At 64.5% G+C, this 23,961-nt stretch carries 22 protein-coding genes; 15 read left to right on the forward strand and 7 right to left on the reverse strand.

Annotation, left to right across the window (positions count from 1 at the left end; all coding sequences use genetic code 11):
• The first annotated feature begins 206 nt into the window (after positions 1-206).
• From NKH93_RS15785 to NKH93_RS15810, 6 genes are read left to right on the forward strand one after another with little or no spacing between them, the layout of a single operon-like run.
• Positions 207-1,196: a TIM barrel protein gene (locus NKH93_RS15785; RefSeq protein WP_352919530.1), complete on the forward strand. Its 990-nt coding sequence runs from the start codon at positions 207-209 to the stop codon at positions 1,194-1,196.
• Between the two features lie 41 nt (positions 1,197-1,237).
• On the forward strand, positions 1,238-2,296 hold the full coding sequence (locus NKH93_RS15790; protein WP_352831192.1) for a sugar ABC transporter substrate-binding protein: 1,059 nt from the start codon (positions 1,238-1,240) through the stop codon (positions 2,294-2,296).
• A gap of 56 nt (positions 2,297-2,352) precedes the next feature.
• A complete protein-coding gene (locus tag NKH93_RS15795) occupies positions 2,353-3,879 on the forward strand; it encodes a sugar ABC transporter ATP-binding protein (RefSeq protein ID WP_352970833.1) in 1,527 nt (508 codons plus the stop codon).
• 16 nt (positions 3,880-3,895) lie between these two features.
• Complete coding sequence (locus tag NKH93_RS15800) at positions 3,896-4,873, forward strand: ABC transporter permease (protein WP_352456543.1); 978 nt, start codon at positions 3,896-3,898, stop codon at positions 4,871-4,873.
• Positions 4,870-5,745: a MurR/RpiR family transcriptional regulator gene (locus NKH93_RS15805; RefSeq protein WP_352919526.1), complete on the forward strand. Its 876-nt coding sequence runs from the start codon at positions 4,870-4,872 to the stop codon at positions 5,743-5,745. Before NKH93_RS15800 ends, NKH93_RS15805 begins: the two co-directional genes overlap by 4 nt.
• Positions 5,742-6,659 (forward strand): ribokinase, encoded by a 918-nt coding sequence (locus tag NKH93_RS15810; RefSeq protein WP_352970836.1) that lies wholly within the window; start codon positions 5,742-5,744, stop codon positions 6,657-6,659. The genes NKH93_RS15805 and NKH93_RS15810 overlap by 4 nt, the downstream gene beginning before the upstream one ends.
• 10 nt (positions 6,660-6,669) lie before the next feature.
• Here the strand turns inward: NKH93_RS15810 and NKH93_RS15815 are convergent, their stop codons facing one another.
• Entirely contained in the window at positions 6,670-7,695 is a 1,026-nt protein-coding gene (locus tag NKH93_RS15815; protein WP_352501039.1) for a LacI family DNA-binding transcriptional regulator, read from the reverse strand.
• Between the two features lie 196 nt (positions 7,696-7,891).
• On the opposite strand from NKH93_RS15815, the gene NKH93_RS15820 reads away from it, so the two are divergent.
• The 5 genes from NKH93_RS15820 (at position 7,892) to NKH93_RS15840 (ending at position 12,940) form a co-directional block, all read left to right on the forward strand.
• Positions 7,892-8,926 (forward strand): Gfo/Idh/MocA family protein, encoded by a 1,035-nt coding sequence (locus NKH93_RS15820; protein ID WP_352919518.1) that lies wholly within the window; start codon positions 7,892-7,894, stop codon positions 8,924-8,926.
• On the forward strand, positions 8,926-9,831 hold the full coding sequence (locus NKH93_RS15825) for a sugar phosphate isomerase/epimerase family protein (RefSeq protein WP_352919610.1): 906 nt from the start codon (positions 8,926-8,928) through the stop codon (positions 9,829-9,831). Before NKH93_RS15820 ends, NKH93_RS15825 begins: the two co-directional genes overlap by 1 nt.
• Before the next feature lie 165 nt (positions 9,832-9,996).
• Positions 9,997-11,010 (forward strand): substrate-binding domain-containing protein, encoded by a 1,014-nt coding sequence (locus NKH93_RS15830; RefSeq protein ID WP_352919516.1) that lies wholly within the window; start codon positions 9,997-9,999, stop codon positions 11,008-11,010.
• Positions 11,011-11,096: 86 nt separating this feature from the next.
• Positions 11,097-11,894 carry an ATP-binding cassette domain-containing protein gene (locus NKH93_RS15835; protein WP_352539545.1) on the forward strand — a complete coding sequence of 266 codons (798 nt, stop codon included), beginning with the start codon at positions 11,097-11,099 and terminating at the stop codon, positions 11,892-11,894.
• Complete coding sequence (locus NKH93_RS15840; protein ID WP_352450091.1) at positions 11,891-12,940, forward strand: ABC transporter permease; 1,050 nt, start codon at positions 11,891-11,893, stop codon at positions 12,938-12,940. Before NKH93_RS15835 ends, NKH93_RS15840 begins: the two co-directional genes overlap by 4 nt.
• A 12-nt stretch (positions 12,941-12,952) precedes the next feature.
• Here NKH93_RS15840 and NKH93_RS15845 read toward each other — a convergent pair whose 3' ends face one another.
• Entirely contained in the window at positions 12,953-15,676 is a 2,724-nt protein-coding gene (locus NKH93_RS15845) for an ATP-dependent helicase (RefSeq protein WP_352919512.1), read from the reverse strand.
• Positions 15,677-15,928: 252 nt separating this feature from the next.
• On the opposite strand from NKH93_RS15845, the gene NKH93_RS15850 reads away from it, so the two are divergent.
• Positions 15,929-18,241 carry a glucose/quinate/shikimate family membrane-bound PQQ-dependent dehydrogenase gene (locus NKH93_RS15850; protein WP_352767781.1) on the forward strand — a complete coding sequence of 771 codons (2,313 nt, stop codon included), beginning with the start codon at positions 15,929-15,931 and terminating at the stop codon, positions 18,239-18,241.
• A 10-nt stretch (positions 18,242-18,251) separates the two neighbouring features.
• Here NKH93_RS15850 and NKH93_RS15855 read toward each other — a convergent pair whose 3' ends face one another.
• Positions 18,252-18,683, reverse strand: a complete 432-nt coding sequence (locus tag NKH93_RS15855; protein ID WP_352471597.1) for a hypothetical protein — start codon at positions 18,681-18,683, stop codon at positions 18,252-18,254.
• A gap of 9 nt (positions 18,684-18,692) precedes the next feature.
• Entirely contained in the window at positions 18,693-18,863 is a 171-nt protein-coding gene (locus tag NKH93_RS15860) for a hypothetical protein (protein WP_352471599.1), read from the reverse strand.
• Positions 18,864-19,109: 246 nt separating this feature from the next.
• On the opposite strand from NKH93_RS15860, the gene NKH93_RS15865 reads away from it, so the two are divergent.
• On the forward strand, positions 19,110-20,009 hold the full coding sequence (locus NKH93_RS15865; RefSeq protein ID WP_352820423.1) for a dienelactone hydrolase family protein: 900 nt from the start codon (positions 19,110-19,112) through the stop codon (positions 20,007-20,009).
• Here the strand turns inward: NKH93_RS15865 and NKH93_RS15870 are convergent, their stop codons facing one another.
• Complete coding sequence (locus NKH93_RS15870) at positions 20,010-20,912, reverse strand: EamA family transporter (protein ID WP_352820425.1); 903 nt, start codon at positions 20,910-20,912, stop codon at positions 20,010-20,012. It abuts the gene before it with no gap.
• A 90-nt stretch (positions 20,913-21,002) separates the two neighbouring features.
• On the opposite strand from NKH93_RS15870, the gene NKH93_RS15875 reads away from it, so the two are divergent.
• Positions 21,003-21,482, forward strand: coding sequence for an Lrp/AsnC family transcriptional regulator (locus tag NKH93_RS15875; protein ID WP_352919608.1), 480 nt, complete (start codon positions 21,003-21,005; stop codon positions 21,480-21,482).
• A 72-nt stretch (positions 21,483-21,554) separates the two neighbouring features.
• Here NKH93_RS15875 and NKH93_RS15880 read toward each other — a convergent pair whose 3' ends face one another.
• Entirely contained in the window at positions 21,555-21,752 is a 198-nt protein-coding gene (locus tag NKH93_RS15880; RefSeq protein WP_023676715.1) for a hypothetical protein, read from the reverse strand.
• Between the two features lie 147 nt (positions 21,753-21,899).
• A complete protein-coding gene (locus NKH93_RS15885) occupies positions 21,900-22,385 on the reverse strand; it encodes a thioesterase family protein (RefSeq protein ID WP_352820427.1) in 486 nt (161 codons plus the stop codon).
• Positions 22,386-22,504: 119 nt separating this feature from the next.
• Here NKH93_RS15885 and NKH93_RS15890 point away from each other — a divergent pair, with 119 nt between their 5' ends.
• Positions 22,505-23,920 (forward strand): FAD-binding oxidoreductase, encoded by a 1,416-nt coding sequence (locus NKH93_RS15890; RefSeq protein ID WP_352919506.1) that lies wholly within the window; start codon positions 22,505-22,507, stop codon positions 23,918-23,920.
• The last annotated feature ends 41 nt before the right edge of the window (positions 23,921-23,961 follow it).

The raw sequence follows: 23,961 nt of genomic DNA on the forward strand, positions 1-23,961 counted from the left end.
CGCCGCGTGGCATCGAGGATGCCGCGAAAGCCTTCGGAGAAGCGATCTAGGACGCGAACATGATACTTGCGTGACAGTGCCGCGCTTGCTTGTCCCCCATGGTCGCAACTGGCCTGGGTATGGCGAATTCGTCGTCGCCGAGCGAGCAATTAGCAACTTTACAAATAATCGTTCTAATGTAAAGTTATGACAATGGAAGGTCCCCGATGACTGCCTATCGTTTCGCCACCCGCCTCAATTCCTTTGCCTCGCGGCCACAGTCCGAGTGGCCCGATCTTGTCGGCAAACCGTCCATGCTGCAAATGGCGGCACGTGCGGCGAAGGTTGCGGAGTTGACCGATCTCGACCTCAACTTCCCCGACCATGTCGATGAAAAGCCTGCGGAAATAGCGCGCAAACTCGGCGATATCGGGCTTTCCATCAATGGTTTCGCCATGCGCTACTATTCCAATCCGGCTTTCAAGCTCGGCGCCTTCACCAACCCGGATCCTGCCATTCGCCGCGAAGCCATCGACCTGACCAAGGCCGGCATCGACGCCACCCGCGAGGCGGGCGCCAGCCTGATGACCTTGTGGCTCGGGCAGGATGGCTTCGACTATGCCTTCCAGGTGGACTACGCAGCGCTCTGGCAACACGAAATCGATGGCATTCGTGAAGTTGCGGCGCATGATCCGGGCTGCCAAATCAGCCTTGAATACAAACCCAACGAGCCGCGCTCCTACAGCCTGATGCCAGATGCGGCGACTACATTGCTGGCGATCCGCGAGATCGGCCTGCCAAATCTCGGCGTGACGCTCGATTTCGCCCATGTGCTCTATGCCGACGAGCAGCCGGCCTTTGCCGCAGCACTCGTGGCGCGACACAGCAAGCTGCTCGGCGTGCATCTCAACGACGGCTACGCCAAGCGCGACGACGGCCTGATGGTCGGGGCCGTGCATACGCTGCAGACGATCGAGCTGCTCAGGCAGATCCGTCGAGACGGCTATGCCGGCGCCATCTACTTCGACACGTTCCCCGACATGACCGGGCTCGACCCGGTCCACGAATGCGAAGTCAACATCGCGACTGTCAAGCGCATGCTGCGCTTCGTCGATCGGCTGGAAAAGGACAATCGCCTGTCCACTGCCGTCGACCGTCAGGACGCGGTCGCCTCGCAGGCCATCATCCAGGAAGCCATGCTCGGGCCGGACAGCTGAGGCCGGCGGCATAGACCGTTTTTCAACAAGGGAGGAAGATCATGAAATTTCTACTTGCCACCGCTGCCGCTGCCCTGATGGCGCTGTCCATCGGCTCGGCTTTTTCCGCGGACCTCGCGCCGCTCAATTCCGACACCGAGAAGGATCGCATCGACTGGTCGCAGCTCGAGGCCAAGTTCGGGGCCTTCCCCAAGCTGCCCGAGGGCACCAAGGCGGGTGCGGTCTCCAAGACGCTGACCAACGAATACTGGCGCTCGCTGGGAGAGGGCTACAAGTCGTTCGGCGACCGCACCGGCGTGCCCGTGGTCTACCAGGCGGCGCAGAGCGAGGGCGACCAGCTCGGCCAGCTCACCATCGCCGAAGGCCTGGTCACGCAAGGCTACAACGTGCTGCTCGTTTCGCCGCAGACCGACTCCAACCTGCAGCCGATCATGGAACAGGCCAAGGCAGCCAATGTGCCGGTGGTCAACGTTAACGACGCGGTCATCCCGCAGGCTGAGCACTATGTCGGCAATGTCCAGCGCGACAACGGCGTGCGCGTCGCCAAATGGTTCATCAAGAACCGGCCGGACGGCGGCAAGGTCGCCATCGTCGAAGGCCAGGCCGGCGTCTACGCCGCCGTCCAGCGCACCGACGGTTTCAAGACAACGATCACCGAGGCCGGCAAGTTCGACGTCGTCGCCAGCGTCCCCGGTAACTGGGATCGCCAGACCTCCTACGACGCGGCCACCAACATCCTGCAGCAGCACCCCGACCTGATCGGCTTCTATGCCAACAATGACGGCATGGCGCTGGGCATCGTCGAGGCGGTCAAGGCTGCCGGGCTGCAGGACAAGGTTGCGGTCTTCGGCACCGACGGCATCTCCGACGCCTATGCCTCGATCCGCGCCGGCGAGCTGACCGGCACCGTCGATTCGTTCCCGGTGCTGACCGGCGAGGTGGCGCTGGAATCGGCGCTGCGGCTGGTGGCCGGGCAGAAGCTGCCGCGCGTCGTTGCCACGCCGCAGGCGCTGATCACCAAGGACAATGCCGACCGTTACTCCGGCGGCGGCGATGCCGTGCGCAAGGCGCTGCTCGAGGACGCGGCAGCGGGCCAGTAGAGCAGGGCCGGCAGGTGCCGGCCTTGGGTCGGCACCTTGCCTGGAGAACCGAAGCAATGTCAGCGCGGCTGCAATTCGAGGGCATTTCCAAAGAGTTTCCGGCTGTGCGGGCGCTGAGCGAAGTGTCGTTTTCGGTCGGCGCCGGCGAGATCCATGGCCTGCTCGGTGAAAACGGCGCCGGCAAATCGACGCTGCTGCGCATATTGTCAGGCGTCTACCGGCCGACGGCGGGAAGCGTGCTGATCGACGGCAAACCGGTGACGCTGAACAGCCCGGTCGCGGCGCGCGCCGCCGGCGTGGCGATGATCCATCAGGAATTACAGCAGGTGCCACGCCTCAGCGTCGCCCAGAACATGTTCCTCGGCCATCCGTTGAGGCGCGGCGGCGTCTTCGTCGCACGGCGCGAGCAGGAGAGCCGCGCTGCGGAAGCGTTGGCCGCCATCGACCCGACCATCGATCCGGCAGCCCCGCTTGGCAGCCTGAAGGTGGCGCAGCGGCAGATCGTCGAGATCGCGCGGGCGCTGCTCGACCGCGCCAGGATCGTGGCGATGGACGAGCCGACGTCGAGCCTCACGCCGAGCGAGTTCGAACGGCTGGCGGAAGTCATTGCCGGTCTGGCACGCGACGGTGTCGCGGTCGTCTATGTCTCGCACAAGCTGGACGAGGCGTTCGGCATCTGCCAGCGCGCAACCATCATGCGCGATGGCGTTGTGGTCGAAACCGTCGATCTCGCAAAGGTGTCGGAAAAGGCCGTCGTTTCGATGATGGTCGGCCGCGAGCTTGCCCAGGAACAACACCGCTCGCATGCTTCCCCCGAGATCAGGCTGAGCGTGCGTGGCCTCGCCTCGGCAACCAAGGTCCGTGACGTTTCGTTCGACCTGCATCACGGCGAGGTGTTGGGCATTGCCGGCCTGGTCGGGTCCGGCCGCACCGAACTGCTGCGGCTGCTGGCCGGCGCCGACCGGGCCTCATCAGGCGCAATAGAGATCGACGGCAAGGCGGTAAAGCTTTCCAGTCCGCGCGACGCCATCGCGGCCGGCATCGGCCTGGTGCCGGAGGAGCGCAAGCGCGAAGGCATCGTGCCGTTGCGGTCGATCTCCAGCAACATGGCGCTGGCCTCGATGGGCGTGTTCGCGCCGCGCGGCGTCATCGATCACAAAAGGCTGAAACGGGTCGCGGCCGAGAAGATGAAGCGGGTCAATCTCAGGCCGTTCCTGCTCGACCGGCCGATCCGCCTGTTCAGCGGCGGCAACCAGCAGAAAGCGATCATCGGCCGCTGGCTGGCGGCGGGAACGCGGATCCTTCTGTTCGACGAGCCGACGCGCGGCATCGATGTCGGCGCCAAGGCGGAGATCTACCACCTGATCGAGGAACTCGCCGCCGAAGGCCATTCGGTAATCGTCGTGTCGTCCGAACTCCCCGAGGTGATCCGGCTCGCCGACCGCGTGCTGGTCATGCGCGACGGCACGGTCGCCGCCGAACTGGGCCGCGCAAGTCTCAGCGAACAGGCGATCGCCGCGTACGCCATACCCCAAACGGAGATTGAGGCCGGCAAGGCGCAAGGCCATCGGGCCGGTGCATAACAGACAGGACCAGCGGATGACCGATATAACTCAACACACAGCAGCGCGCCCAAGGGCAGATTTCCTGCACCGGTTTTCCGTGCGCGACGCCGGCACGCTGATCGGCCTGGTGGTGATCCTCGCCGTCTTCGGGGCGCTGGTCCCCGGCTTCTTTGCCGAGCGTAACCTGATCAACATCCTGCAGCAATCGAGCATCAATGCCTGCCTGGCGTTGGGCATGACGCTGGTCATCATCTCGGGCGGCATCGACCTGTCCGTCGGGCCGACGGCAGCCCTTTCGGCGGTCATCTCGGCCTCGATGCTGGTTGCCGGTGTGCCGTTTCCGCTGGCCATCGCCGCCGGCTTCGCCATCGGCCTCGCCTGCGGACTGCTCAACGGCGTGCTGGTTGCCTATGTCGGGCTGCAGCCCTTCATCGTCACGCTGGGAACGCTCAGCACCTACCGGGCGCTGGCGCTGATCTATACCGGCGGCAATCCGGTGCTTGGCCTGCCTGCCGGCTTCCGTGCCATCTTCAACGGCTCGCTGTTCGGATTGCCGTTGGCGGTCATCATCGTGGCCGTGGTCGCGCTGATTGCCTGGATCATCCTCAAGAAGACACCGTTTGGCGAATATCTGCTCGCCGTCGGCGGCAATGAGGAAGCGGCCTACATAGCCGGCGTGCCGATCGCCCGCACCAAGATCGCCGCCTATATGATCTCGGGCCTGCTGGCAGCGCTTGCAGCGCAGATCCTGATCGGCCGGCTGGGTGCCGCCGAACCCATTCTGGGCAATCTCTGGGAGCTCGACGCCATAGCAGCGGCGGCGATTGGCGGTGCCTCGCTGATGGGCGGCAAGGGCAGCGTCGTCGGCACCATCCTGGGTGCCGTCATTCTTGGCAGCATGCGCAACGGCCTGACGCTGATGAACGTGCAGTCCTTCTATCAGCTCCTGGCAACTGGCCTTATAATCCTCGCCGCGATGCTTATCGATCGCGTGACGAGGGGACGTGGATGACCTTGACCGGGCTGGACCTGAAAGCAGTAGGACCGCGCATTCGCATGATGATGCCGCATCTGACGCCGCTCGAGGCGAAGGTGGTTGAAACCGTATTCGGACGGCGCGGCTTCGACGAGACCATACAGCTCAAGCAGATCGCCGAGGAGGCCGGTGTGTCGGAGGCGATGGTGGTCAAGATCGCCAAGAAGCTGGGTTTTTCCGGCTATCGCGACTTTCGCACGGCGGTCTATGAATACAGTCGCCTGCCGACCGCCGAGATGCATCAGGAGCTGTCGGTGGACGACAGTTCGGCCGAGATCGTGCAGAAGGTGTTCCGCACCTCCATCCAGGCGCTGGAGGAGACGCTCGCCATCCTCGACATGGACGATTTCGACCGTGCCGCCGATCTGCTTTACCGCGCCAGGAACCGCGATTTCTACGGCGTCGGCGGTTCGGCGCAGATCGCACGCGACGTCTCGCACAAATTCCTGCGCATCGGCATCCGCACCTCTGTCTACGACGATTCGCACATGATGCTGATGTCGGCCTCGCTGCTCGGCGCCGACGACATTGCTGTCGGCTTCTCGCATTCCGGCAACACGAGCGCCGTCATCGACGCCATCCAACTTGCGCGCAAAAGCGGCGCGCGTACGCTGGCCATCACCAACTATGACAACTCGCCATTGGCAGCCGTCGCCGACATCGTGCTTTGCTCGACCGCGCAAGGCTCGCCGTTGATGGGTGAGAACGCAGCGGCCCGCATTGCCCAGCTCAACATTCTCGACGCGCTGTTCGTCGCGGTCGCGCAACGCGACTACCAGGCGGCGGAGCGCAATCTCGGCCGCACCATGTCTGCGGTGACGTCGAAACGGAAAGACAAGGGCACATGACGGCTTCCCCGCCGCTGGTGACCGTATTCGGCAGCCTGCATTACGATATCATGGTCGAAGCCCCCGATCGCCCGCGCAAGGGCGAAACGGTCACCGGCCATGCCTGGCATCCGAAATGCGGCGGCAAGGGCGGCAACCAGGCGGTGTCGGCAGCGCGGGCCGGCGTGCATGCGGCGATGATCGGAGCTGTCGGCGACGATGATTTCGGCCGCGCGCTTCTCGACAATCTTGATCGCAACGGCGTCGACCAGCGCTTCGTGGGAGTGGCTTCGGGCGCCGGCTCGGGCATGAGCGTAGCGATTTTCGACGACAGCGGCGACTATGGCGCGGTGATCGTCTCGGGCAGCAATCTCACTCTCGGCGAAAAGGACATTATTGAGGCGGCCGAGTTGATCGCGCAAACGGCGGTTCTGCTGCTGCAAAACGAGGTACCGGAAGCCGCCAACATTGCCGCGGCGCGAGCGGTGAAGGCGCATGGCGGCCGCGTCGTTCTCAATGCGGCGCCGGCGCGAAAGCTGACAGCCGAACTGATCGCGCTGACCGACATCGTCATCGTCAACGCCATCGAGGCGGAGTTCCTGGCCGGCGTTCCGGTCGTCGACACGCTCGAGGGTGCTGCGAAGGCGGCCGGCATACTCGTCGGTTCCTATCCGGCTGCAATCGTCACGGCCGGCGGCGAGGGCGTTGCCTATCGCGACCGCAACGGCCAGGCATTCGCCTTGCCGGGGATGCCGGTGGAGGTGGTCAGCACCCACGGTGCCGGTGATGAATTCGTCGGCGCCTTTGCGGCGTGGCTTGCGCGTGGAGAGCCCGTCGAGGCGGCACTTGCCGCCGCCAATGCCGCCGCTGCCTCGCTGGTCGCAACGCCGGAGCGCGAGCGCGGGGGTCTTGATCAATCTGAGCCTGCTCAGTGACCGCCGCGATTCAATCGCTGTCGCGCGCGATCAGTTCCAGTGGCCAGACTTCACGGATGATGCGTGCGCCTTCGGCGCCGGCGTAAGCCGGGATCGATGCCAGCAGCATTTCGGCCAACCGCTCGCCCATCGGCTCAAGCGCCGGGCGGAAGCCGGTCAGCGCCGGCGAAAAATAGCGGCAGAGCGGGGTGTCGACGATGACGATCACCGCAACGTCGTGGCCGGGCCTGATGCCCGCCTCGGCCAGAGCCTTGCAGCCGCCAAGCGCCATCGCATCATTGTTGAAGATGATGGCCGTCGGCGGGTCCTTGGAGCGCATGACCTTCGGCGTCACCGCGTAGCCGCCGGCCTCGTTGATGAAGCCGTCGGCGATCAACTCGGGGTCGAATTCGATGCCGTGCCGCCGCAACGCCTTGCGATAGCCGGCGAGGAACAGATAGCCGAAATTGAGGTCGAGCGACGGGCGGATGGCGGCGATGCGGCGATGACCGCGCGCGACGAGACGATCGACCGCGTCAGCCCCGGCTTTTTCGAAATCGAGGTCGAGCGAGGGATAGGCATCGCCGCCGGAGCGGCTGCGGCCGAGCGTCGCGAACGGGAAACCGGCCTGGGTCAGATAGTCGATGCGCTCGTCCTCGCGCCGCGTCCAGGCCAGCACCACCGCATCGGCCCGCCGCGTCTCGACGACACGGCGCAGGCGCTCCTGCTGATAGTCGCCCGGCGCGCCCATCACTACGATCAGGTCAAGGCCGCTTTCGGCGAGCTTGGCCTGCAACCCGGTCAGGAACGGAATGAAGAACGGCTCGCCATATTCCTGGTCGCCCGGATGCGGCTGCAGCATGAAGGCGATCGAATGGGTGGCGCCGCGCCGCAGGCTGCGGCCGGACTGGTTCGGTGAATAGTTCAGCTTCTTGGCCGCATCGAGCACGCGCTGGCGTGTGTCGGCATTGACGTCGGCGCGGCCGTTGAGCGCGCGCGACACCGTGCCGATGGAAATATTCAGGTGACGCGCAAGGTCGTGAATGCTGGACGCCAAAGGACAGTTCTCCCCCTTGCTTGGCTAGCACCGGCTGCTCTCCGGGCCAAGCCGACGCCACGATTTTTCACAGCCGGCCAATTGACATTCTACGCCATCGGGTGTGTTCTCGTAAACGTTTACGGAAGAACGTTTGCGGCTCTGCCGTGAACGCCGTGACGATCGGTCTGGAGGGGCCGAGAGGGAGGAGTGCTGGATGATCAATGTCGTCCTGGTCGGCTGCGGCGCGATGAGCAAGGCCTGGCTCGATGCGGCCAAGCAGATCGACGGGCTCGCCATTGTCGGCCTGGTTGATCTCGACGCTGAAAGGGCGCGGGCAAGGGCGCGCGAATACGAGCTTTCCGGCGCCGTCATCGGAACCGACCTCGACGCCGTGCTCGACCAGACCAGGCCCGACGCGGTATTCGACGTCGTGGTTCCCGCCGCCCGCCGCGAGGTCGCGCTTTCCGCCTTTGCCCACCATTGCCATCTTTTGACCGAAAAGCCGCTGGCCGACAGCCCGGACAATGCGCGTGCCATTGTCGAGGCGGCCCGCAGTGCCGGCCGCATCCATGCCGTCGTGCAGAACCGCCGCTATGTCGCCAATGTCAGGCGCATCCGGCGCTTTCTCGATTCCGGCGCCATTGGTGCGCCAACCAGCATCCACGCCGATTTCTTCGTTGCGCCGCATTTCGGCGGTTTTCGCGAAGAGATGCGCCATGTGCTGCTGCTCGATATGGCGATCCACACATTCGATGCGGCCCGCTACATGGTGGCCGGCGAACCGGCCGGCGTCTATTGCCAGGAGTGGGAGCCGACCAATTCCTGGTATCGGCAAGGGTCGTCGGCAACCGCAAGCTTCGACCTCGGCGGCGGCAAGCTGTTCACCTATGCCGGCAGCTGGTGCGCGGCCGGCTTCCGTACCAGCTGGGACAGCACATGGCGGATCGTCGCCGAGCGCGGCAGCATTGTCTGGGACGGCGCGGACGGGTTGAAGGCGGAAGTCGTGCGGCCGGTCCGTGAAGGCCTGTTCGACCGCACCGAACCGATAGCCGTGCCGCCGCTCGACCCGGCAGATCGCGTCGGCGGCCATCTCGGCATCATCCAGGATTTCGTCCGCGCCGTCGAGACCGGCACCGAACCGGAGACGCGCGGCGCCGACAACATCAAGAGCCTGGCCATGGTTTTCGCCGCAATCGAGAGCGCCGAAACCGGGCGCCGGGTCGCTATCGCCTCACAGGAAGGATCATGATGCCAAACCCGCTGCTCGACATCAGGATCGGCACCATGGTGCGGGCCAATCTGGACGACCCGGCCGCCTATGTCAGGCAGATCCTGCCGCTCGGCTTCGAGAGCATCCAGCCGTTCTTCTGGCAGACGCTGGGCGGCAAGAACATTCCGCGGTTGGCGGGCGAGATCCGCGAGGCGATCGGCGATGCCGATGTCGTCGTCTCGTCAATCGGGGTGTTCGGCAATCCGCTGGAGAGCGGTGAAGTCGATCGCGGCGTGCTCCAGGCGTGGGAAACGATCATCGACAACGCGCATCTGTTCGGCACCAATGTGGTCAGCGGCTTTACTGGCCGCATCCGCGGCAAGCCGCTGCCCGACAGCCTGCCGCGCTTCCGCGAGGTCTGGGGGAAGCTGGCAAAGCGGGCCGCCGACAAGGGCGTGCGCATCGCCTTCGAGAACTGCGCCATGGACGGCAATTGGGCCAGCGGCGACTGGAACATCGCCCATAATCCGGACGCCTGGGAGCTGATGTTCAACGAATTGCCAAACGACAATCTCGGCCTGGAGTGGGAGCCCTGTCACCAGTTGGTCTATCTGATCGACCCGATCCCGCAGATCCGCAAATGGGCGCCGCGCATCTTCCACGTCCATGGCAAGGACGCGACGGTGCGCTGGGACGTGATCCGCGAACATGGCGTGTTCGGCCGCCTGCCGTTCGTTCAGATGCGCACGCCGGGTTTCGGCGACAGCGACTGGGCGCGGGTGATCAGTGAGCTGCGGCTGGCCGGCTACAAGGGTGCCATCGACATCGAGGGCTGGCACGACCCGGTCTATCGCGGCGATCTCGAGATCACCGGCCAGGCGCGTGCGCTGGATTATCTCCAACAATGCCGGGGAGGCGCGAGCTACCTGCCGAACCCGGTGTGAGGCTAATGCATGTCGCGCAAAAGTGCCCAGCGGTTTTGCGATAACGACATGCATAAAAACAGGACAAGCCGGCGGGAGGTGCCGGCCAGCGAAAGATTGCGGCGCAATGCCGAAGCGATCGTCAAAACCCCTCGGCTAGCGAGGGAACAAAGGGAGGATAAGTGCATGAGCATTACGATGAGAAGGACAGTTCTGCGCTCGACCGTCGCGGCGGCCGCGATGGCGCTCGCCGCCGCACTCTCGATCCTGCCGGCGCAGGCGCTCGATGCCCAGTGGTGTAAGGATGTCCATATCCGTTTCTTCGTCGGCGGCGCCGAGGGCGATGCCTTCGGCACCATCGTCTATAATGGCGCCAAGCAGGCGGCGGCCGATCTCGGGCCGAAGGTCGACTACATCTTTTCCCAGTGGGATGTCGAGAAGATGGTGCAGCAATTGCGCGAGGCTGTCGCGGTCAAGCCCCAAGGCATCGCCATGATGGGCCACCCCGGCGACGCCGCGATCATGCCGCTGGCCGAACAGGCGCACAAGGACGGCATCAAGATGATGTACCAGAACGTGCCGGTGCCGACGGTCACGGCGGCGTTCGGCGGCGGCTATGTCGGTGCCCAGCAGGAGCAGCAGGGCCGCGCGCTTGGCGCCGAGGCGGTCAAGCTGGCCGGGCTCAAGGCCGGCGACAAGGCGATCATGATCGGCCCGTTCGAGAACGAGAGCCGCGGCGCGCGAGAACGCGGCACTGTCGCTGCCCTCAAGGAAGCGGGCGTCGAGGTCATACAGCTCTCCTCGCCGCCAAGCGGCGAATGGGCTTCTGACCCAAATCTGGCCCTTCCGGTGATCACCGCGGCACTGCTCAACAATCCCGACGTCAAGGCGGTTGGCTATCCCGGCGGACAGATGCTGGGCAACGTCCCGACTTACATGCAGGCGGCGGGCAGGAAGCCGGGCGATATCTTCAACTTCGGCTTCGACACCAGCCCGCAGATCGTCGAGGGCTTCAAGGGCGGCTGGGTGCAGCTGACGGCCGACCAGCAGCCGTTCCTGCAGGGCTATCTGCCGATCCTCAGCCTCTGCCAGCAGGTTGTGCTGGGTCTCGCACCGATGAATGTCGATACCGGCGCCGGCTTCGTCACGCCGCAGAATTACGAGATCGTCGCCGAGCTCGCCAAGCAGGCGCTGCGCTGACCTCCCAAGCCGTCGGCCGGGATCGAGCCCGGCCGGCGGGACCGCCGGCGAAAAGGCCGGCACGCGACAATCAAGCGAGGATCGCCATGGCCGAACGCATCATCGAACTGCGCGACATCACCAAGTCCTACGGCCAGGTCTATGCGCTGGGCGGGGTCAATCTCAGCGTCGATCGCGGCGAGGTGGTCGGCCTGATCGGCGACAATGGCGCCGGCAAGTCGACGCTGATCAAGATCCTGTCCGGCGTGGTCAAACCGACCAGCGGCGAGATTCTCGTCCGCGGCAAGCCGGTGACCGGATGGAGCCCTGCGCGCTCGCGCGACGCCGGTATCGAAACGGTGTTCCAGGACCGGGCGCTCGCCGTGCAGCAGACGATCGTACGCAATATCTTCATGGGCCGCGAACTCACCGGCTGGCTTGGCTGGCTGAAGGTCAACAAGGAGATCGCGGAGGCGAGCCGGCTGATGCGCGAGATCGGCTTCACCTCGAAAGTGTTCACGCCACAGTCGATCGTCGGCCAGCTCTCGGGCGGCGAACGCCAGGGCGTGGCGATCGCGCGGGCCATCTATAAGAAGGCGGAGCTGATTGTCCTCGACGAACCGACGACCGCGCTATCGCTGACCGAGACCGCCAAGGTCTTCCACTTCGTGCGCCAGGTGCGGGCGAGCGGTCGCTCGATCCTGTTCATCGGCCACAACATCCACCACGTCTTCGATATCGCCGATCGCTTCGTGGTGCTGGATCGCGGCAAGGTCGCGCTCAGCGCCGACCGCAGCGAGGTCAAATCGGCCGAAGACCTGATCAATTTCATGGAAGACGTCGCCCACCCCAGCGGATTGCCGGGGTTGCACGACGCGGGCGATGCGGGGAGGGCGGCACGATGAGCAAGACCATGGAACCCGATCTGCAGAGCCCCCTCGGCGGCACGCATAATGAGGCCGCCGGGAAAGAGTGGAGACACCCGTCCGACAATTGGCTGCGCGGGTTCATCCTCGACAACCGCGCCGCGCTCGGCACGCTTGCCGTGTTCATCGTCATGATGGCGGTGTTCATGATCGCCAACCCGATCGTCTTCACCACCTGGTATCTCTACAGCTCCGTACTCACCACGCTGCCGGTGGCGCTGTTCGTGGTGGTGCCGCTGGTCTTCGTCGTCACCTGCGGCGAGATCGACCTGTCGTTTCCGGCGACGATGGGCTTTGCCTCCTGGGTGTTTGCGCTGGTCGTGCAGGCCGGCTACGACCCGTTCCTCGGCATCGCCGCCGCAATCGTCACCGGCATGCTGCTCGGCTTCCTGGTCGGCTCGCTGGTCGTCTATGGCGGGCTGTCGTCGCTGATCGCCACGCTCGGCATGAATTTCCTGCTGCGCGGCCTGATCCAGATCATCAACGAGGGCAGGTCGACGGCACTGACCGGTCTTGCCGACAGCTGGGCCTACAAGATCTTCTCCAGCCAGCTTTATGGCATTCCGGTGCAGATCTTCTGGGCCATCGGCTTCGTCGTGCTGTCGGCGCTGCTTTACAACCGCCATCGCTTCGGCGCGCAGGTCAAGGTGGTCGGCGACAATCCAGACAGCGCCCAGCAGATGGGTATCGACGTCAAGCGCGTCAGGGTGAAGGTGTTCGTCTTCGTCGGTATCGGCGCGGCGATCGCCGGCACCTTTTCGGTGATGATCAACTTCACCTGGTGGCCGACGGCGGGCGACGGATACCTGCTGCCGGTGCTGGCATCGGTGTTCGTCGGCGGCACCCCGACCTGGGGCGGCATCGGCACGGTTGTCGGCGGCGCGATCGGCGCGGTCACGGTCTCGTTCATCCAGACCGGCGTCGTCGCGGCAGGCCTGAGCGGCTTCTATGTCCAGTTCTTCAACGGCCTGATCATCATCCTGTCGCTGCTCGGCCATAAGTGGAACCAGGCGCGGTATCGCTAGCGCCCGGCGGCCTCACACCCCGGTGACAAATCCATCCAGCACGCGTTTCTGGCCCGCCTTGTCGAAGTCGATGGTCAGCTTGTTGCCTTCGATGGCGGAGATGTTGCCGTTGCCGAATTTCTGGTGGAAGACGCGGTCGCCGACGCTGAAGGGGGACGGCGTGTCGGCGACGGATTTGGCGACCAGCTCGCCGTCGATGGTGCGGCCCTTGACCGAGGTGCGGCCGGCGCCGTAGCCGGAGTCGGTTTCGCCATAGCCGATGCGCTCGACCTGGTGGCCGGAGCGGGTGCCCCAATTGCGGTCGGTCGCCTCGGTGCGGTTGGCCTGAGCGCGCTGCCAGCCCGGTGTCGCATAGGTGCTGGAGAAAGCGCCGGATTTTTCAGCACCGTTATTGCCGCCAATGTTGTCGAAGCGCGATGCCCCATAAGGGTTCTGCCTGCCTGCACCTTGGCCGCCACGACCGGAGGCGAACGAGCCGCCGCCATAGGCATTGCCGTAGCCGCCGTAGGAGTTGCCGCTCTCGGAAACTTCGACATGGGCTTCCGGCAGCTCGTCGATGAAGCGTGACGAGATGGTCGATTGCCAGAGGCCGTGGATGCGGCGGTTGGAGACGAACCAGATGTGCAGGTTCTTCTTGGCGCGGGTCAGCCCGACATAGGCGAGGCGGCGTTCCTCCTCCAGCCCTGAGCGGCCGCCCTCGTCGAGGGAACGCTGGTGCGGGAACAGGCCTTCCTCCCAGCCGGGCAGGAACACGGTTTCGAATTCGAGGCCCTTGGCCGAATGCAGCGTCATGATGTTGACGGCATCGAGTTCGGCGTTCTGCTCGGCGTCCATCACCAAGGCGACATGTTCAAGGAAGGAGCGCAGCGATTCATACTCCTCCATGGAGCGGATCAGTTCTTTTAAGTTCTCGAGCCGACCGGGCGCTTCGACCGAGCGGTCGTTCTTCCACATGTCGGTGTAGCCGCTCTCCTCCAGAATGGTCTCGGCGAGCTCGGTGTGCGGGGTGGTTTCCAGCGCCTTCTGCCAGCGCTCGAAATTGGCCGCGACCTCACGAAGTGCGGCGCGTGGCTTCGGCTTCAGCTCGTCGCTCTCGGCGAGTTTTGCCGCCGCCTCCAGCATCGGGATGCGCAGCGAGCGTGCGGTGTCGTGGATCTGGCGGATGGTGGCCTCGCCCAAGCCGCGCTTCGGCACGTTGACGATGCGCTCGAAGGCGAGGTCGTCGGCGCCTTGCGCAACGACGCGGAAGAAGGCCAACGCATCGCGGATTTCGAGGCGCTCGTAGAAGCGCGGGCCGCCGATGACGCGGTAGTTGAGGCCGAGCGTGACGAAGCGGTCCTCGAATTCGCGCATCTGGAAGGACGCGCGGACGAGGATCGCCATGTCGTTGAGATTGTGCTTCTGGCGCTGATAAGCCTCGATGGTCTCGCCGACGGCGCGGGCCTCCTCTTCGGAATCCCAGGCGGCGTGGACATGCACCTTCTCGTCGTCCTCGGCGATCTTTTCGGTGAACAGCGTCTTGCCGAAGCGGCCCTCATTGTGGGCGATGAGGTGGGAGGCGGTGCCGAGGATGTGCGCGGTCGAGCGATAGTTGCGCTCCAGCCGGATGATGGTGGCGCCGGGAAAATCCTTGTCGAAGCGCAGGATGTTGTCGACCTCGGCGCCGCGCCAGCCATAGATCGACTGGTCGTCGTCGCCGACGCAGCAGATATTTACGGTGGACAGGCGCGGGCTTCCCTCCCCCTTGAGGGGAGGGTGGCCGGGCGAAGCCCGGTCGGGTGGGGTCCGTGCGGCAGTGCTTGACCTACCGGCGGCAGTGCTCGACGCTCTAGCGGTGCCTTCTGCGGCAACCCCCTCCGCCCGCTTCGCGGGCACCTCCCCCTCAAGGGGGGAGGATTGCGGCCGCTGTGCCAGCAGCCGCAGCCACATGTACTGGGCGGTGTTGGTGTCCTGATATTCGTCGACGAGGATGTAGCGGAAGCGCTTGTGGTATTCCTTCAGCACGTCCGGATTGGCGCGGAAGATGCGGATCGGATGGCACAGGAGATCGCCGAAGTCGCAAGCGTTCAGCGTTTTCAGCCGCTCCTGATAGGCCTTGTAGAGCTCGCGGCCCTTGCCGTTGGCGAAGGCACGGGCATCGCCCTCGGGGATGTCGGCGGGGCCAAGGCCCTTGTTCTTCCAGCCGTCGATCATCTGGGCGAACTGCTTGGCCGGCCAGCGCTTGTCGTCCAGCCCTTCGGCCTGGATAAGCTGCTTGATCAGGCGCACGACATCATCCGTGTCGAGAATGGTGAAGTCGGATTTGAGCCCGGCCAGCTCGGCATGTCTGCGCAGCAGCTTCACTCCAATCGAGTGGAAGGTGCCGAGCCACGGCATGCCCTCGACATTGCCTTCACCGATCAACAGGCCGATGCGCTGCTTCATCTCGCGCGCCGCCTTGTTGGTGAAGGTGACGGCGAGGATCTGCGAGGGGAAAGCCTTGCCGGTGGCAAGGATGTGGGCGATGCGGGTGGTCAGGACGCGCGTTTTGCCGGTGCCGGCGCCGGCCAGCACCAGCACCGGGCCTTCGGTGGTTTCCACCGCCAGCCGCTGCTCGGGGTTGAGGCCGTTGAGATAATCGGGCGCGTTGTTCTGGTTGCTGCGGGCAGCCATGGCGCGCGCGGCAATGCCCGACGGGGCCGCGGGCCGCGCGTTCGGTTCGTCAAAAAAGGGCATGTCTTCCGAAAAGCCGGACATCTCCCCCCGAATGTAGTGATTCGGCAGCGAAAGGCCAGAAGTGTCTCCGTTTTGTTCTCTGTCCAGTCGGTAGACTCACAATCTGAATGGGTCCGCTAACCAAAACGCCGGGCTTGCTGAGGGTCGGCACCGTAAAACGCCGAGCTTGCTTGACAGGGGAAGCGGGCCGGAGAAAGTTGCGTGGGGGCAGGAGCGCAATGCCGGGTTGCCCATGGACGCGTCGCGGAGCGCACCAGTCGAAGGAGCACCGTCTTGGCTGTGGTCATTACCTCCCTGATCCTTTTCCTCATCGGCTTGGCGGTTGGCGGCGGCGGCATCTGGCTCGTGACGCTGGGCGGCAGCTGGTACTACGTCATCGTCGGTCTAGCTTTCCTTGTCGCGGCCTGGCTGCTCTACAGGCGCAGATCCACGGCGCTGTGGCTCTACGCGGCGATCGTGCTCGGCACGCTCGCCTGGGCGGTCTGGGAGATTGGCTTCGACTGGTGGGAGCTCGGCCCGCGCGGCGGCATCATCGTGCTTGTCGCGCTATGGCTGTTGACGCCATGGGCGCGGCGCGGGCTTACCGGTCCCGACGGACGCGCGCCGCTTATCCTCGCCGTGCTGGCATCGCTTGCCGTCGCCGGCTATTCGATGACGACCGATCCAAAGGATATTGCGGGTGAACTCAACACCGACAAGGTGACGCCGACGGCCGATCTTGGCGGCAACGTGCCGGCTGGCGAATGGCACTATTACGGTCGCACGCAATATGGCCAGCGCTATTCGCCGCTCGACCAGATCACCGCTGAAAACGTTGCCAATCTGCAGCCGGCCTGGACCTACCGCACCGGCGACGTGAAAGGGCCCGACGACATCGGCGAGACGACCTATCAGGTGACGCCGCTAAAAATCGCCGACACGCTCTACATCTGCACGCCGCATAATTTCGCCATCGCCATCGATGCCGCGAGCGGCAAGGAGAAATGGCGGTTCGATCCGCAGGTCAAGCTCAACAAGGACCGCCAGCACCAGACCTGCCGCGGCGTGTCCTATTATGCCGATGCCAAGGTCGCCGCCGGCCAGCCCTGTGCCACACGCATCTACCTGCCGACATCCGACGCCCGGCTGATCGCGCTCGATGCGGCGAATGGCCAGGTCTGCCCGACTTTCGCCGAAGGCGGCACGCTGAACCTGCTCGCCAACATGCCATATCCGAAGCCGGGCTATTATTATTCGACCTCGGCGCCGCTGATCGTCGCCAACAAGATCATCGTCGGCGGCGCGGTCAACGACAATTATTCGACGCAGGAGCCGTCCGGGGTCATCCGTGCCTACGATGCCGACACCGGCGCGCTGTTGTGGAATTGGGATTCCGGCAATCCGGACCAGACGACGCCGCTGCCGCCGGACCAGACCTACACCAACAACTCGCCCAACATGTGGTCGACGGCAAGCGCCGACGAGAAGCTCGGCCTGCTTTATGTGCCGCTCGGCAACAAGACGCCGGACCAGCTCGGCGCCGGGCGCAGCGCCAATGACGAGAAATTCTCCTCGTCGATCACCGCGCTCGATCTCAACAGCGGACAATTGCGCTGGGTGCGGCAGACCGTGCACCACGATCTCTGGGACATGGACGTGCCGGCGCAGCCGACGCTGGTCGACATCACCACGGAAAGTGGCGTGGTGCCGGCGCTGGTCGGGCCGACCAAGCAGGGCGACCTCTATGTGCTCGACCGGCGCAGCGGCGAGCCGATCGTTCCGGTCAAGGAAGTGCCGGCACCGGGCGGCGCGATCGAGGGCGACCATACCTCGCCGACGCAGCCGGTCTCGGATCTCAGCTTCAGTCCGAAACCGCTGACCGGTGCCGACATGTGGGGCATTACCATGTTCGACCAGCTGGCCTGCCGGATCGAGCTCCGGAAGTTGCGCTATGAGGGCCGCTACACGCCGCCGTCGCTGCAAGGCTCACTGATCTATCCCGGCAATTTCGGCACCTTCAACTGGGGCGGCGTGGCAGTCGATCCGGTCCGGCAGGTGATGTTCGGCATGCCGACATACCTGGCGTTCATCTCCAAGCTGGTGCCGCGCGCCGACGTGCCGCCGCCCGGTGACACCAAGGGCAGCGAACAAGGCCTGAACCGCAATGACGGTGCGCCTTACGCAGTGATATTGAAGCCGTTCCTGTCGCCGCTCGGCATTCCCTGCCAGGCGCCGCCCTGGGGCTATGTGGCGGGTGCCGACCTTCGGACCGGCAAGATCGTCTACAAGCATCGCAACGGCACCGTCTACGACATGACGCCGCTGCCGCTGCCGTTCAAGGTCGGCGTGCCCGGCATTGGCGGGCCGATGATCACTGCCGGCGGCGTCGCCTTCCTCGGTGCGGCGGTCGACGACTATGTGCGCGCCTATGACCTGACGACCGGCAAACAGCTCTGGCAGGCGCGGCTGCCGGCCGGCGGGCAGTCGACACCGATGACCTACACGGTAGCCGACGGACGCCAGTTGGTCGTCATCGTTGCCGGCGGCCACGGCTCGGTCGGTACCAAGCCGGGCGACTATGTGATGGCCTATACGCTGCCGAAATAGAGAAGTTCCTTCAGAGCCCGAGATGCCCTTTCAGGTCGGGTACCGATGCAAGTACCTCACTGGTCAGCTGCGGGCCGGCGGCTGTCTCGGCCTGCTGGACCAGCATCGTGCCGGCCTGGCTGATCTGAGCGAGCGTGAGGCCTGATGCCTTGAGTATGGCGACGCCGTTGATCAGCGCGCCGGTCTTTTCGCCGAGAGCGCCACCGAGCGCGCCCTCCAGCGAGGACAGGAGGCCACCACCGGAAGCTGCGCCGGGAGCCATGACATCATATTGCTTGGCCAGGGCGTCGGCTCCCGGGATTTTGGCGAAGAAGCTGGACAGGGTCCTGCCTTCCGCCTCGTGTTCGAGCACCGAGAAAATCGTGCCGGCGATCTTTTCCGTCAAAGCCTGGTTGAGACCGGATTTCTGGGAGACGGTGTTGATGATGTCCTGAACGTCCATGACCTTTCCTCAGGCTTTGGTGTTTGCGGGCGGGTGCCGGTTGGCGCGGATCTTGATCAACGATCGTTTGAATGCGGTGAAGGCAGTGAACCGCAGCGCCAGCAAAGCCATAGCGGCGAGGGCGAACCCACTTGCCAGAAGCGGGGAGGGAAAGGTCATGGCATATTCCTTCGTCGTCAATCAGGCATTCTTTTCCCGCCAAATGGCCATTCTCGTTCGCCAAATGGCCCGAGTGAGGCATAGCCCGGTAACTTCTTTTTACATCGTGGTGCGTGCATTTAGCATTGCCACAAAGGACCAAAATTTAACGACAGTGCGGCGCGCGGCATCACGGCGTCGTGCAGGGACTTACGGCAGCCTCACTCAGCCGTGACTGGACCAGGCAAGCTTCGGCTCTATGTTGCCGCGGGGGGCGAGGAGCAAGCCATGACAACACCTGCCGGACCCACTGCCGCCGAGCCTGTCATTACCCAGGCGATGATCGATGCCTATGACGAATACACCCATCTGACGCTCGACCGGCGGCGCTTCATGGAGCAGTTGACCAGGCTTGCCGGATCGGGTGCGGCAGCTGCCGCGATCGCGCCGCTGCTGGCGGCGAACTCGGCCCAGGCGGCAATCGTGGCGGAAGACGATCCGCGTGTGAAAGGCGAGGACATCAGCTATCCCGGCAGCGCCGGCGAGATGAAGGGCTATCTGGTCAGGCCGGCGGACCAGACCGGCAAGCTTGGCACCGTCATCGTGGTGCACGAGAACAGGGGTCTCAACCCGCATATTCGCGATGTGGCGCGGCGCGTTGCGCTGGAAGGGTTCGTGGCGCTTGCGCCGGACTTCATGACACCGCTCGGCGGCACACCGGACGATGAAAACAGGGCACGTGACCTGTTTTCCCAGCTCGATCCAGCACAGGTCGCCGCCAATGCCGTGGCAACCGTCGCCTACCTCAAAGGCTACAAGGACGGCAACGGCAAGGTCGGCGCCGTCGGCTTCTGCTGGGGCGGCGGCACGGTGAACATGCTGGCCGTCAACGCGCCGGACCTCGCCGCCGCCGTCGCCTATTACGGCATGCAGCCACAGGCCGAGGACGTGCCGAAGATCAAGGCCGCGCTCATGCTGCATTATGCCGGGCTCGACACCCGCACCAATGCCGGCATCGATGCCTTCAAGAAGGCACTCGACGCGGCCCATGTCGAATACTCGGTCTATGTCTATGAAGGCGCCAACCATGCCTTCAACAACGACACGTCGGCGGCCCGCTATGACAAGAAGGCGGCTGACCTCGCCTGGGGCAGGACGATCGCCTTCCTCAAGGAGAAACTGGCCTGATCAGTCCGGCGCCGGCTTATGGAACGCCACGCCGGCCACCACCAGGGCGATGCCAAGGCAGTCGGTGAGGCTCGGCACCTGCCGCAGCACGATGACGCCGATCAACGTTGCGGTGACCGGCAGCAATGACAGCATCAGCGCGAAGCTGGAGCGCGGCAGCCGCGACATGGCAAGCTGGTCGCAAATATAGGGAATGACCGACGAGCAGATGCCGACGCCGACCGCCGCAAGCAGCAGCGGCGGCGCCGAGAAAGCCGGCAGAGCATCGGCGAAACCGATCGGCAGAACGACGAGAAGGGCGACCGCCATGGCGGCACCCAGCCCGGCGATGCCGTCGCCGGCGCCGCCGCGCGCGACGCGGTGGCCGAGCACGATGTAGCCAACGAACAGCGTGCCGTTGAGGAAGGCCCAGAACAGGCCGACGGGATCGCTCGACCATTTGACGTCGATCAGCAACAGGGTGCCGGCGACAGCGATTGCGAGGGCGGCGAGATTGCGCGGGCTTTTGAGGCCAACAAGCGCAACGCCGATGGTGCCGACGAATTCGATCGCCGCCACCAGCGAGATCGGCAGCCGGTCGAGCGCCAGGTAAAACGAGCAATTCATCACCCCAAGGCAGACGCCGAAAGCCACAAGCAACAACCGCGTCGAGCGATCGGCGCGGGCGAAGACCGCCCATGGCCGGGTCAATGGGGCAAAGACGAGTGCCGCGGTGGCGATGCGCAGCCAAGCCATGCCGAGCACGCCGACATGCGGGAACAGCAGCACCGCGAAGGCCGGTCCGAGATAGTGGAACACGGCGCTGACGCCGAACCAGAGATGCGGCGGGACCGCGTTTGCCAAGGTAAAGGCGGGGCCGGCGAGTGCCGGACTTGCCGCTGGGGCTTGCGTCCGATCTTGCATGGGATCAGTATCGCAGGCGATTTTTGCCATTGATATGGATGATGGCCGGGCATTGCGGCCATTTCCTTTCCGAAAGCAAGGAGTATTCCGCTGAAACGCCTTCGAAATGAAAATATCGATCTGGATCCGGCGGATCTGAAAATCCTGCGCCTGCTGGAAAAGGACGCGCGCACCAGCACCGCCGAACTGGCGCGGTCGGTCGGCCTGTCGGCGCCGAGCGTGGCCGAGCGCATCAAGCGGCTGCAGGAGAGCGGCGTGATCGAGGCCTATACGGTGCGCATCAATCCGGCCGCGCTCGGCATGAAATTGTCGGCGTGGCTGCGCATCAGGCCGGTGCCGGGCCAGCTCGCTGTCGTGGCCGAAATCATCCGCGACCTACCGGAGATCGCCCAATGCGACCGGGTCACCGGTGAAGACTGTTTCATCGCGCTGGCGCATGTCGCCTCGGTGGCCGAGCTCGAGCGGGTGATCGACCGGATCATTCCGTTCGCGATGACCAATACGGCGATCATCCAGTCGTCGCCGGTGGTGCCGCGATCGCCGCTGGGTGCGGTGAAGCGCCAGCCTTGACACTTGGGATCGTTCGTCAGCACATCATCAGAAATGCAAACCGGACGGCCGGTCTGTTTTTTCCCCCACCGTTCAGGCGTGGCCGCGTTTCATCCGCGCCTGCTTCAGGATGGCGCGCCAGCGGATCATGGCGAAGGGGATCGGCTCGTTGTTGTTGGCGATGTGGAAGATCTCGTTATTGAGGTTCTTCAGCGAGCGCCAGAAATCATAGTCGGTGATGCGTGGATCAGCCGCCAGCCTGTCCGCCTCGACCTTGATATCGGTTTTCATGCACGTTCCCCGAACCGCTGCTGCTCCGCCGCCCGTATCGCAATTCGATGCGGACGGTTTTCCAACGCCGCGCTGAGTCGTTCAACGTCTCAATTCGGCTTGTTCACGTTAAAACCTCGGTAAGGTTAACGGCGGTTGGACCGTGGTTCAAGCCTGCTTACGACGAATCCCGATCGAGCGGCCGGCGCGCTCCGGCATCGGCAGGGCGGCATGGGCGGCGCGCATCGCTTCCACCCTGGCCAGGACGTCGGCGGGGAAGGGCGCTACCTTCGGGCCAGCCATGTCGACGTGCAGCGACAATGTTTCTGAAGTGGCGGCGAGCCAACCGTCGACATGACGGATTTCCTGATAGGCCCTCAGCCGCTTCTCGTCATGGTCCAGCAGCTGGAACGAAACGGTGACCTTGTGGTCGAGATGCAACTCCTGGACGTAGCAGACATGGACTTCCGCCGTGTAGATGGTCAGCCGTCGTTCTTTCACGTAATCCGGCCCCATCCCCATCATCTCGAAGGCTTCGTCGGAGCAACGATCGAAAAGCACGTTGTAGTAGGCCATGTTGAGATGGCCGTTGTAGTCGATCCAGGCCTCCTCGATGTCCATGGCGCGGGAGACGAAAGGGGCGGGGATGGGCATCGGAAACTTCCTTCTCGTCATGCCGGGATGAGCGTGGACTGGACAGAGCGTGGTTCGTGAGACTACGCATCCGTAGATGCAGAACAAGGGTGGACGCTGGTCCATTCGCGGAGGAATCGATGGCTCTAAGCGACCTCAATCCGGTCGAGCGCAACGAAGAAGGCATTGCCGCCGTACTCGGCATCCTCAAGCAGCGGCTCGGCGAGCGATTCCAGACCGGCCAGGCGATCCGGGCCCAGCACGCGCACACCACGACCTATATTCCGACGCAGGCGCCGGACGGCGTCGCCTTTGCCGAGACGACGGAGGAGGTGCAGGAGATCGTGCGCGCATGCGCGGCGCATCGCGTGCCGGTGATCGCCTTTGGCGTCGGTTCCTCGCTGGAAGGCCACACCAATGCGCCGGGCGGCGGCATCTCGCTCGATACGTCACGCATGAACCGCATCATTGCGGTCAATCCGCAGGACCTCGACTGCACGGTCGAGCCCGGCGTGACGCGCGAGGACCTCAACCGGCATCTGCGCGACACCGGCCTGTTCTTTCCGATCGACCCGGGCGCCAACGCCTCGCTCGGCGGCATGGCGGCGACACGAGCGTCGGGCACCAACGCGGTGCGCTACGGCACGATGCGCGAAAACATCCTGTCGTTGACGGCGGTGATGGCCGACGGGGAAGCAGTGACGACCGGCAAGCGCGCCAAGAAGAGCTCGGCCGGCTATGATCTGACGCGGCTGCTGATCGGTTCGGAAGGCACGCTTGGCATCATCACCCAGCTGACCTTGAAGCTGCAGGGCATTCCACAGGCGATTTCAGGCGGCGTCTGCCCGTTTCCCAGCCTCGAGGCGGCGTGCAACGCGGTGATCGCGACCATCCAGATGGGCATTCCGGTGGCGCGCATAGAATTGGTCAACGCGCTGCAGATGCGGGCGATGAAGACCTATTCGAAGGTCGACTATCCGGAGAGCCCCTGCCTGTTCGTCGAGTTCCACGGCAGCGATGCCGGCGTCGCCGAACAGGCCGAGACCTTCGGCATGATCGCCGAGGAAAATGGCGGCGGTCCGTTCCTGTGGACCAGCGTCGCCGAAGAGCGGACAAAATTGTGGAAAGCCCGGCACGATGCCTACTGGTCGTCGCTGACGCTGCGGCCGGGCGCCAAGGGCCTGTCGACCGATGTCTGCGTGCCGATCTCGCGCTTTGCCGAATGCGTCACGGAGACCGAGGCGGATATCGCCGAGATGGGCCTGATCGCCCCGATCGTCGGCCATGCCGGCGACGGCAATTTCCATGTGCTGGTGCTGATGGACGTGGATGACCCGAAAGAGATCGCACTGGCCGAAAAATTCGTGGCGCGGCTCAATATGCGCGCCATCGCCATGGACGGCACCTGCACTGGCGAGCACGGCATAGGGCAAGGCAAGATCGGCTTCCTGCGGCATGAGCTCGGCCATGGCGTCGACATCATGCGCACGATCAAGCAGGCGCTCGATCCGCTGAATATCATGAACCCGGGGAAGATACTGCCGGGAAAGGACTGACGTCAGGTCGCCGCCGTGCCCCTATTTGCCTCTTTATCGAC

It is taken from the genome of Mesorhizobium sp. M0954 (assembly GCF_040319155.1).
Taxonomy (GTDB): domain Bacteria; phylum Pseudomonadota; class Alphaproteobacteria; order Rhizobiales; family Rhizobiaceae; genus Mesorhizobium.

Bases quoted from the DNA above. Each gene is read 5' to 3' on its own strand.
- NKH93_RS15785 (WP_352919530.1), top strand. From the start codon at position 207: ATGACTGCCTATCGTTTCGCCACCCGCCTCAATTCCTTTGCCTCGCGG.
- NKH93_RS15790 (WP_352831192.1), top strand. From the start codon at position 1,238: ATGAAATTTCTACTTGCCACCGCTGCCGCTGCCCTGATGGCGCTGTCC.
- NKH93_RS15795 (WP_352970833.1), top strand. From the start codon at position 2,353: ATGTCAGCGCGGCTGCAATTCGAGGGCATTTCCAAAGAGTTTCCGGCT.
- NKH93_RS15800 (WP_352456543.1), top strand. From the start codon at position 3,896: ATGACCGATATAACTCAACACACAGCAGCGCGCCCAAGGGCAGATTTC.
- NKH93_RS15805 (WP_352919526.1), top strand. From the start codon at position 4,870: ATGACCTTGACCGGGCTGGACCTGAAAGCAGTAGGACCGCGCATTCGC.
- NKH93_RS15810 (WP_352970836.1), top strand. From the start codon at position 5,742: ATGACGGCTTCCCCGCCGCTGGTGACCGTATTCGGCAGCCTGCATTAC.
- NKH93_RS15820 (WP_352919518.1), top strand. From the start codon at position 7,892: ATGATCAATGTCGTCCTGGTCGGCTGCGGCGCGATGAGCAAGGCCTGG.
- NKH93_RS15825 (WP_352919610.1), top strand. From the start codon at position 8,926: ATGCCAAACCCGCTGCTCGACATCAGGATCGGCACCATGGTGCGGGCC.
- NKH93_RS15830 (WP_352919516.1), top strand. From the start codon at position 9,997: ATGAGCATTACGATGAGAAGGACAGTTCTGCGCTCGACCGTCGCGGCG.
- NKH93_RS15835 (WP_352539545.1), top strand. From the start codon at position 11,097: ATGGCCGAACGCATCATCGAACTGCGCGACATCACCAAGTCCTACGGC.
- NKH93_RS15840 (WP_352450091.1), top strand. From the start codon at position 11,891: ATGAGCAAGACCATGGAACCCGATCTGCAGAGCCCCCTCGGCGGCACG.
- NKH93_RS15845 (WP_352919512.1), bottom strand. From the start codon at position 15,676: ATGTCCGGCTTTTCGGAAGACATGCCCTTTTTTGACGAACCGAACGCG.
- NKH93_RS15855 (WP_352471597.1), bottom strand. From the start codon at position 18,683: ATGGACGTTCAGGACATCATCAACACCGTCTCCCAGAAATCCGGTCTC.
- NKH93_RS15865 (WP_352820423.1), top strand. From the start codon at position 19,110: ATGACAACACCTGCCGGACCCACTGCCGCCGAGCCTGTCATTACCCAG.
- NKH93_RS15870 (WP_352820425.1), bottom strand. From the start codon at position 20,912: ATGCAAGATCGGACGCAAGCCCCAGCGGCAAGTCCGGCACTCGCCGGC.
- NKH93_RS15880 (WP_023676715.1), bottom strand. From the start codon at position 21,752: ATGAAAACCGATATCAAGGTCGAGGCGGACAGGCTGGCGGCTGATCCA.
- NKH93_RS15885 (WP_352820427.1), bottom strand. From the start codon at position 22,385: ATGCCCATCCCCGCCCCTTTCGTCTCCCGCGCCATGGACATCGAGGAG.
- NKH93_RS15890 (WP_352919506.1), top strand. From the start codon at position 22,505: ATGGCTCTAAGCGACCTCAATCCGGTCGAGCGCAACGAAGAAGGCATT.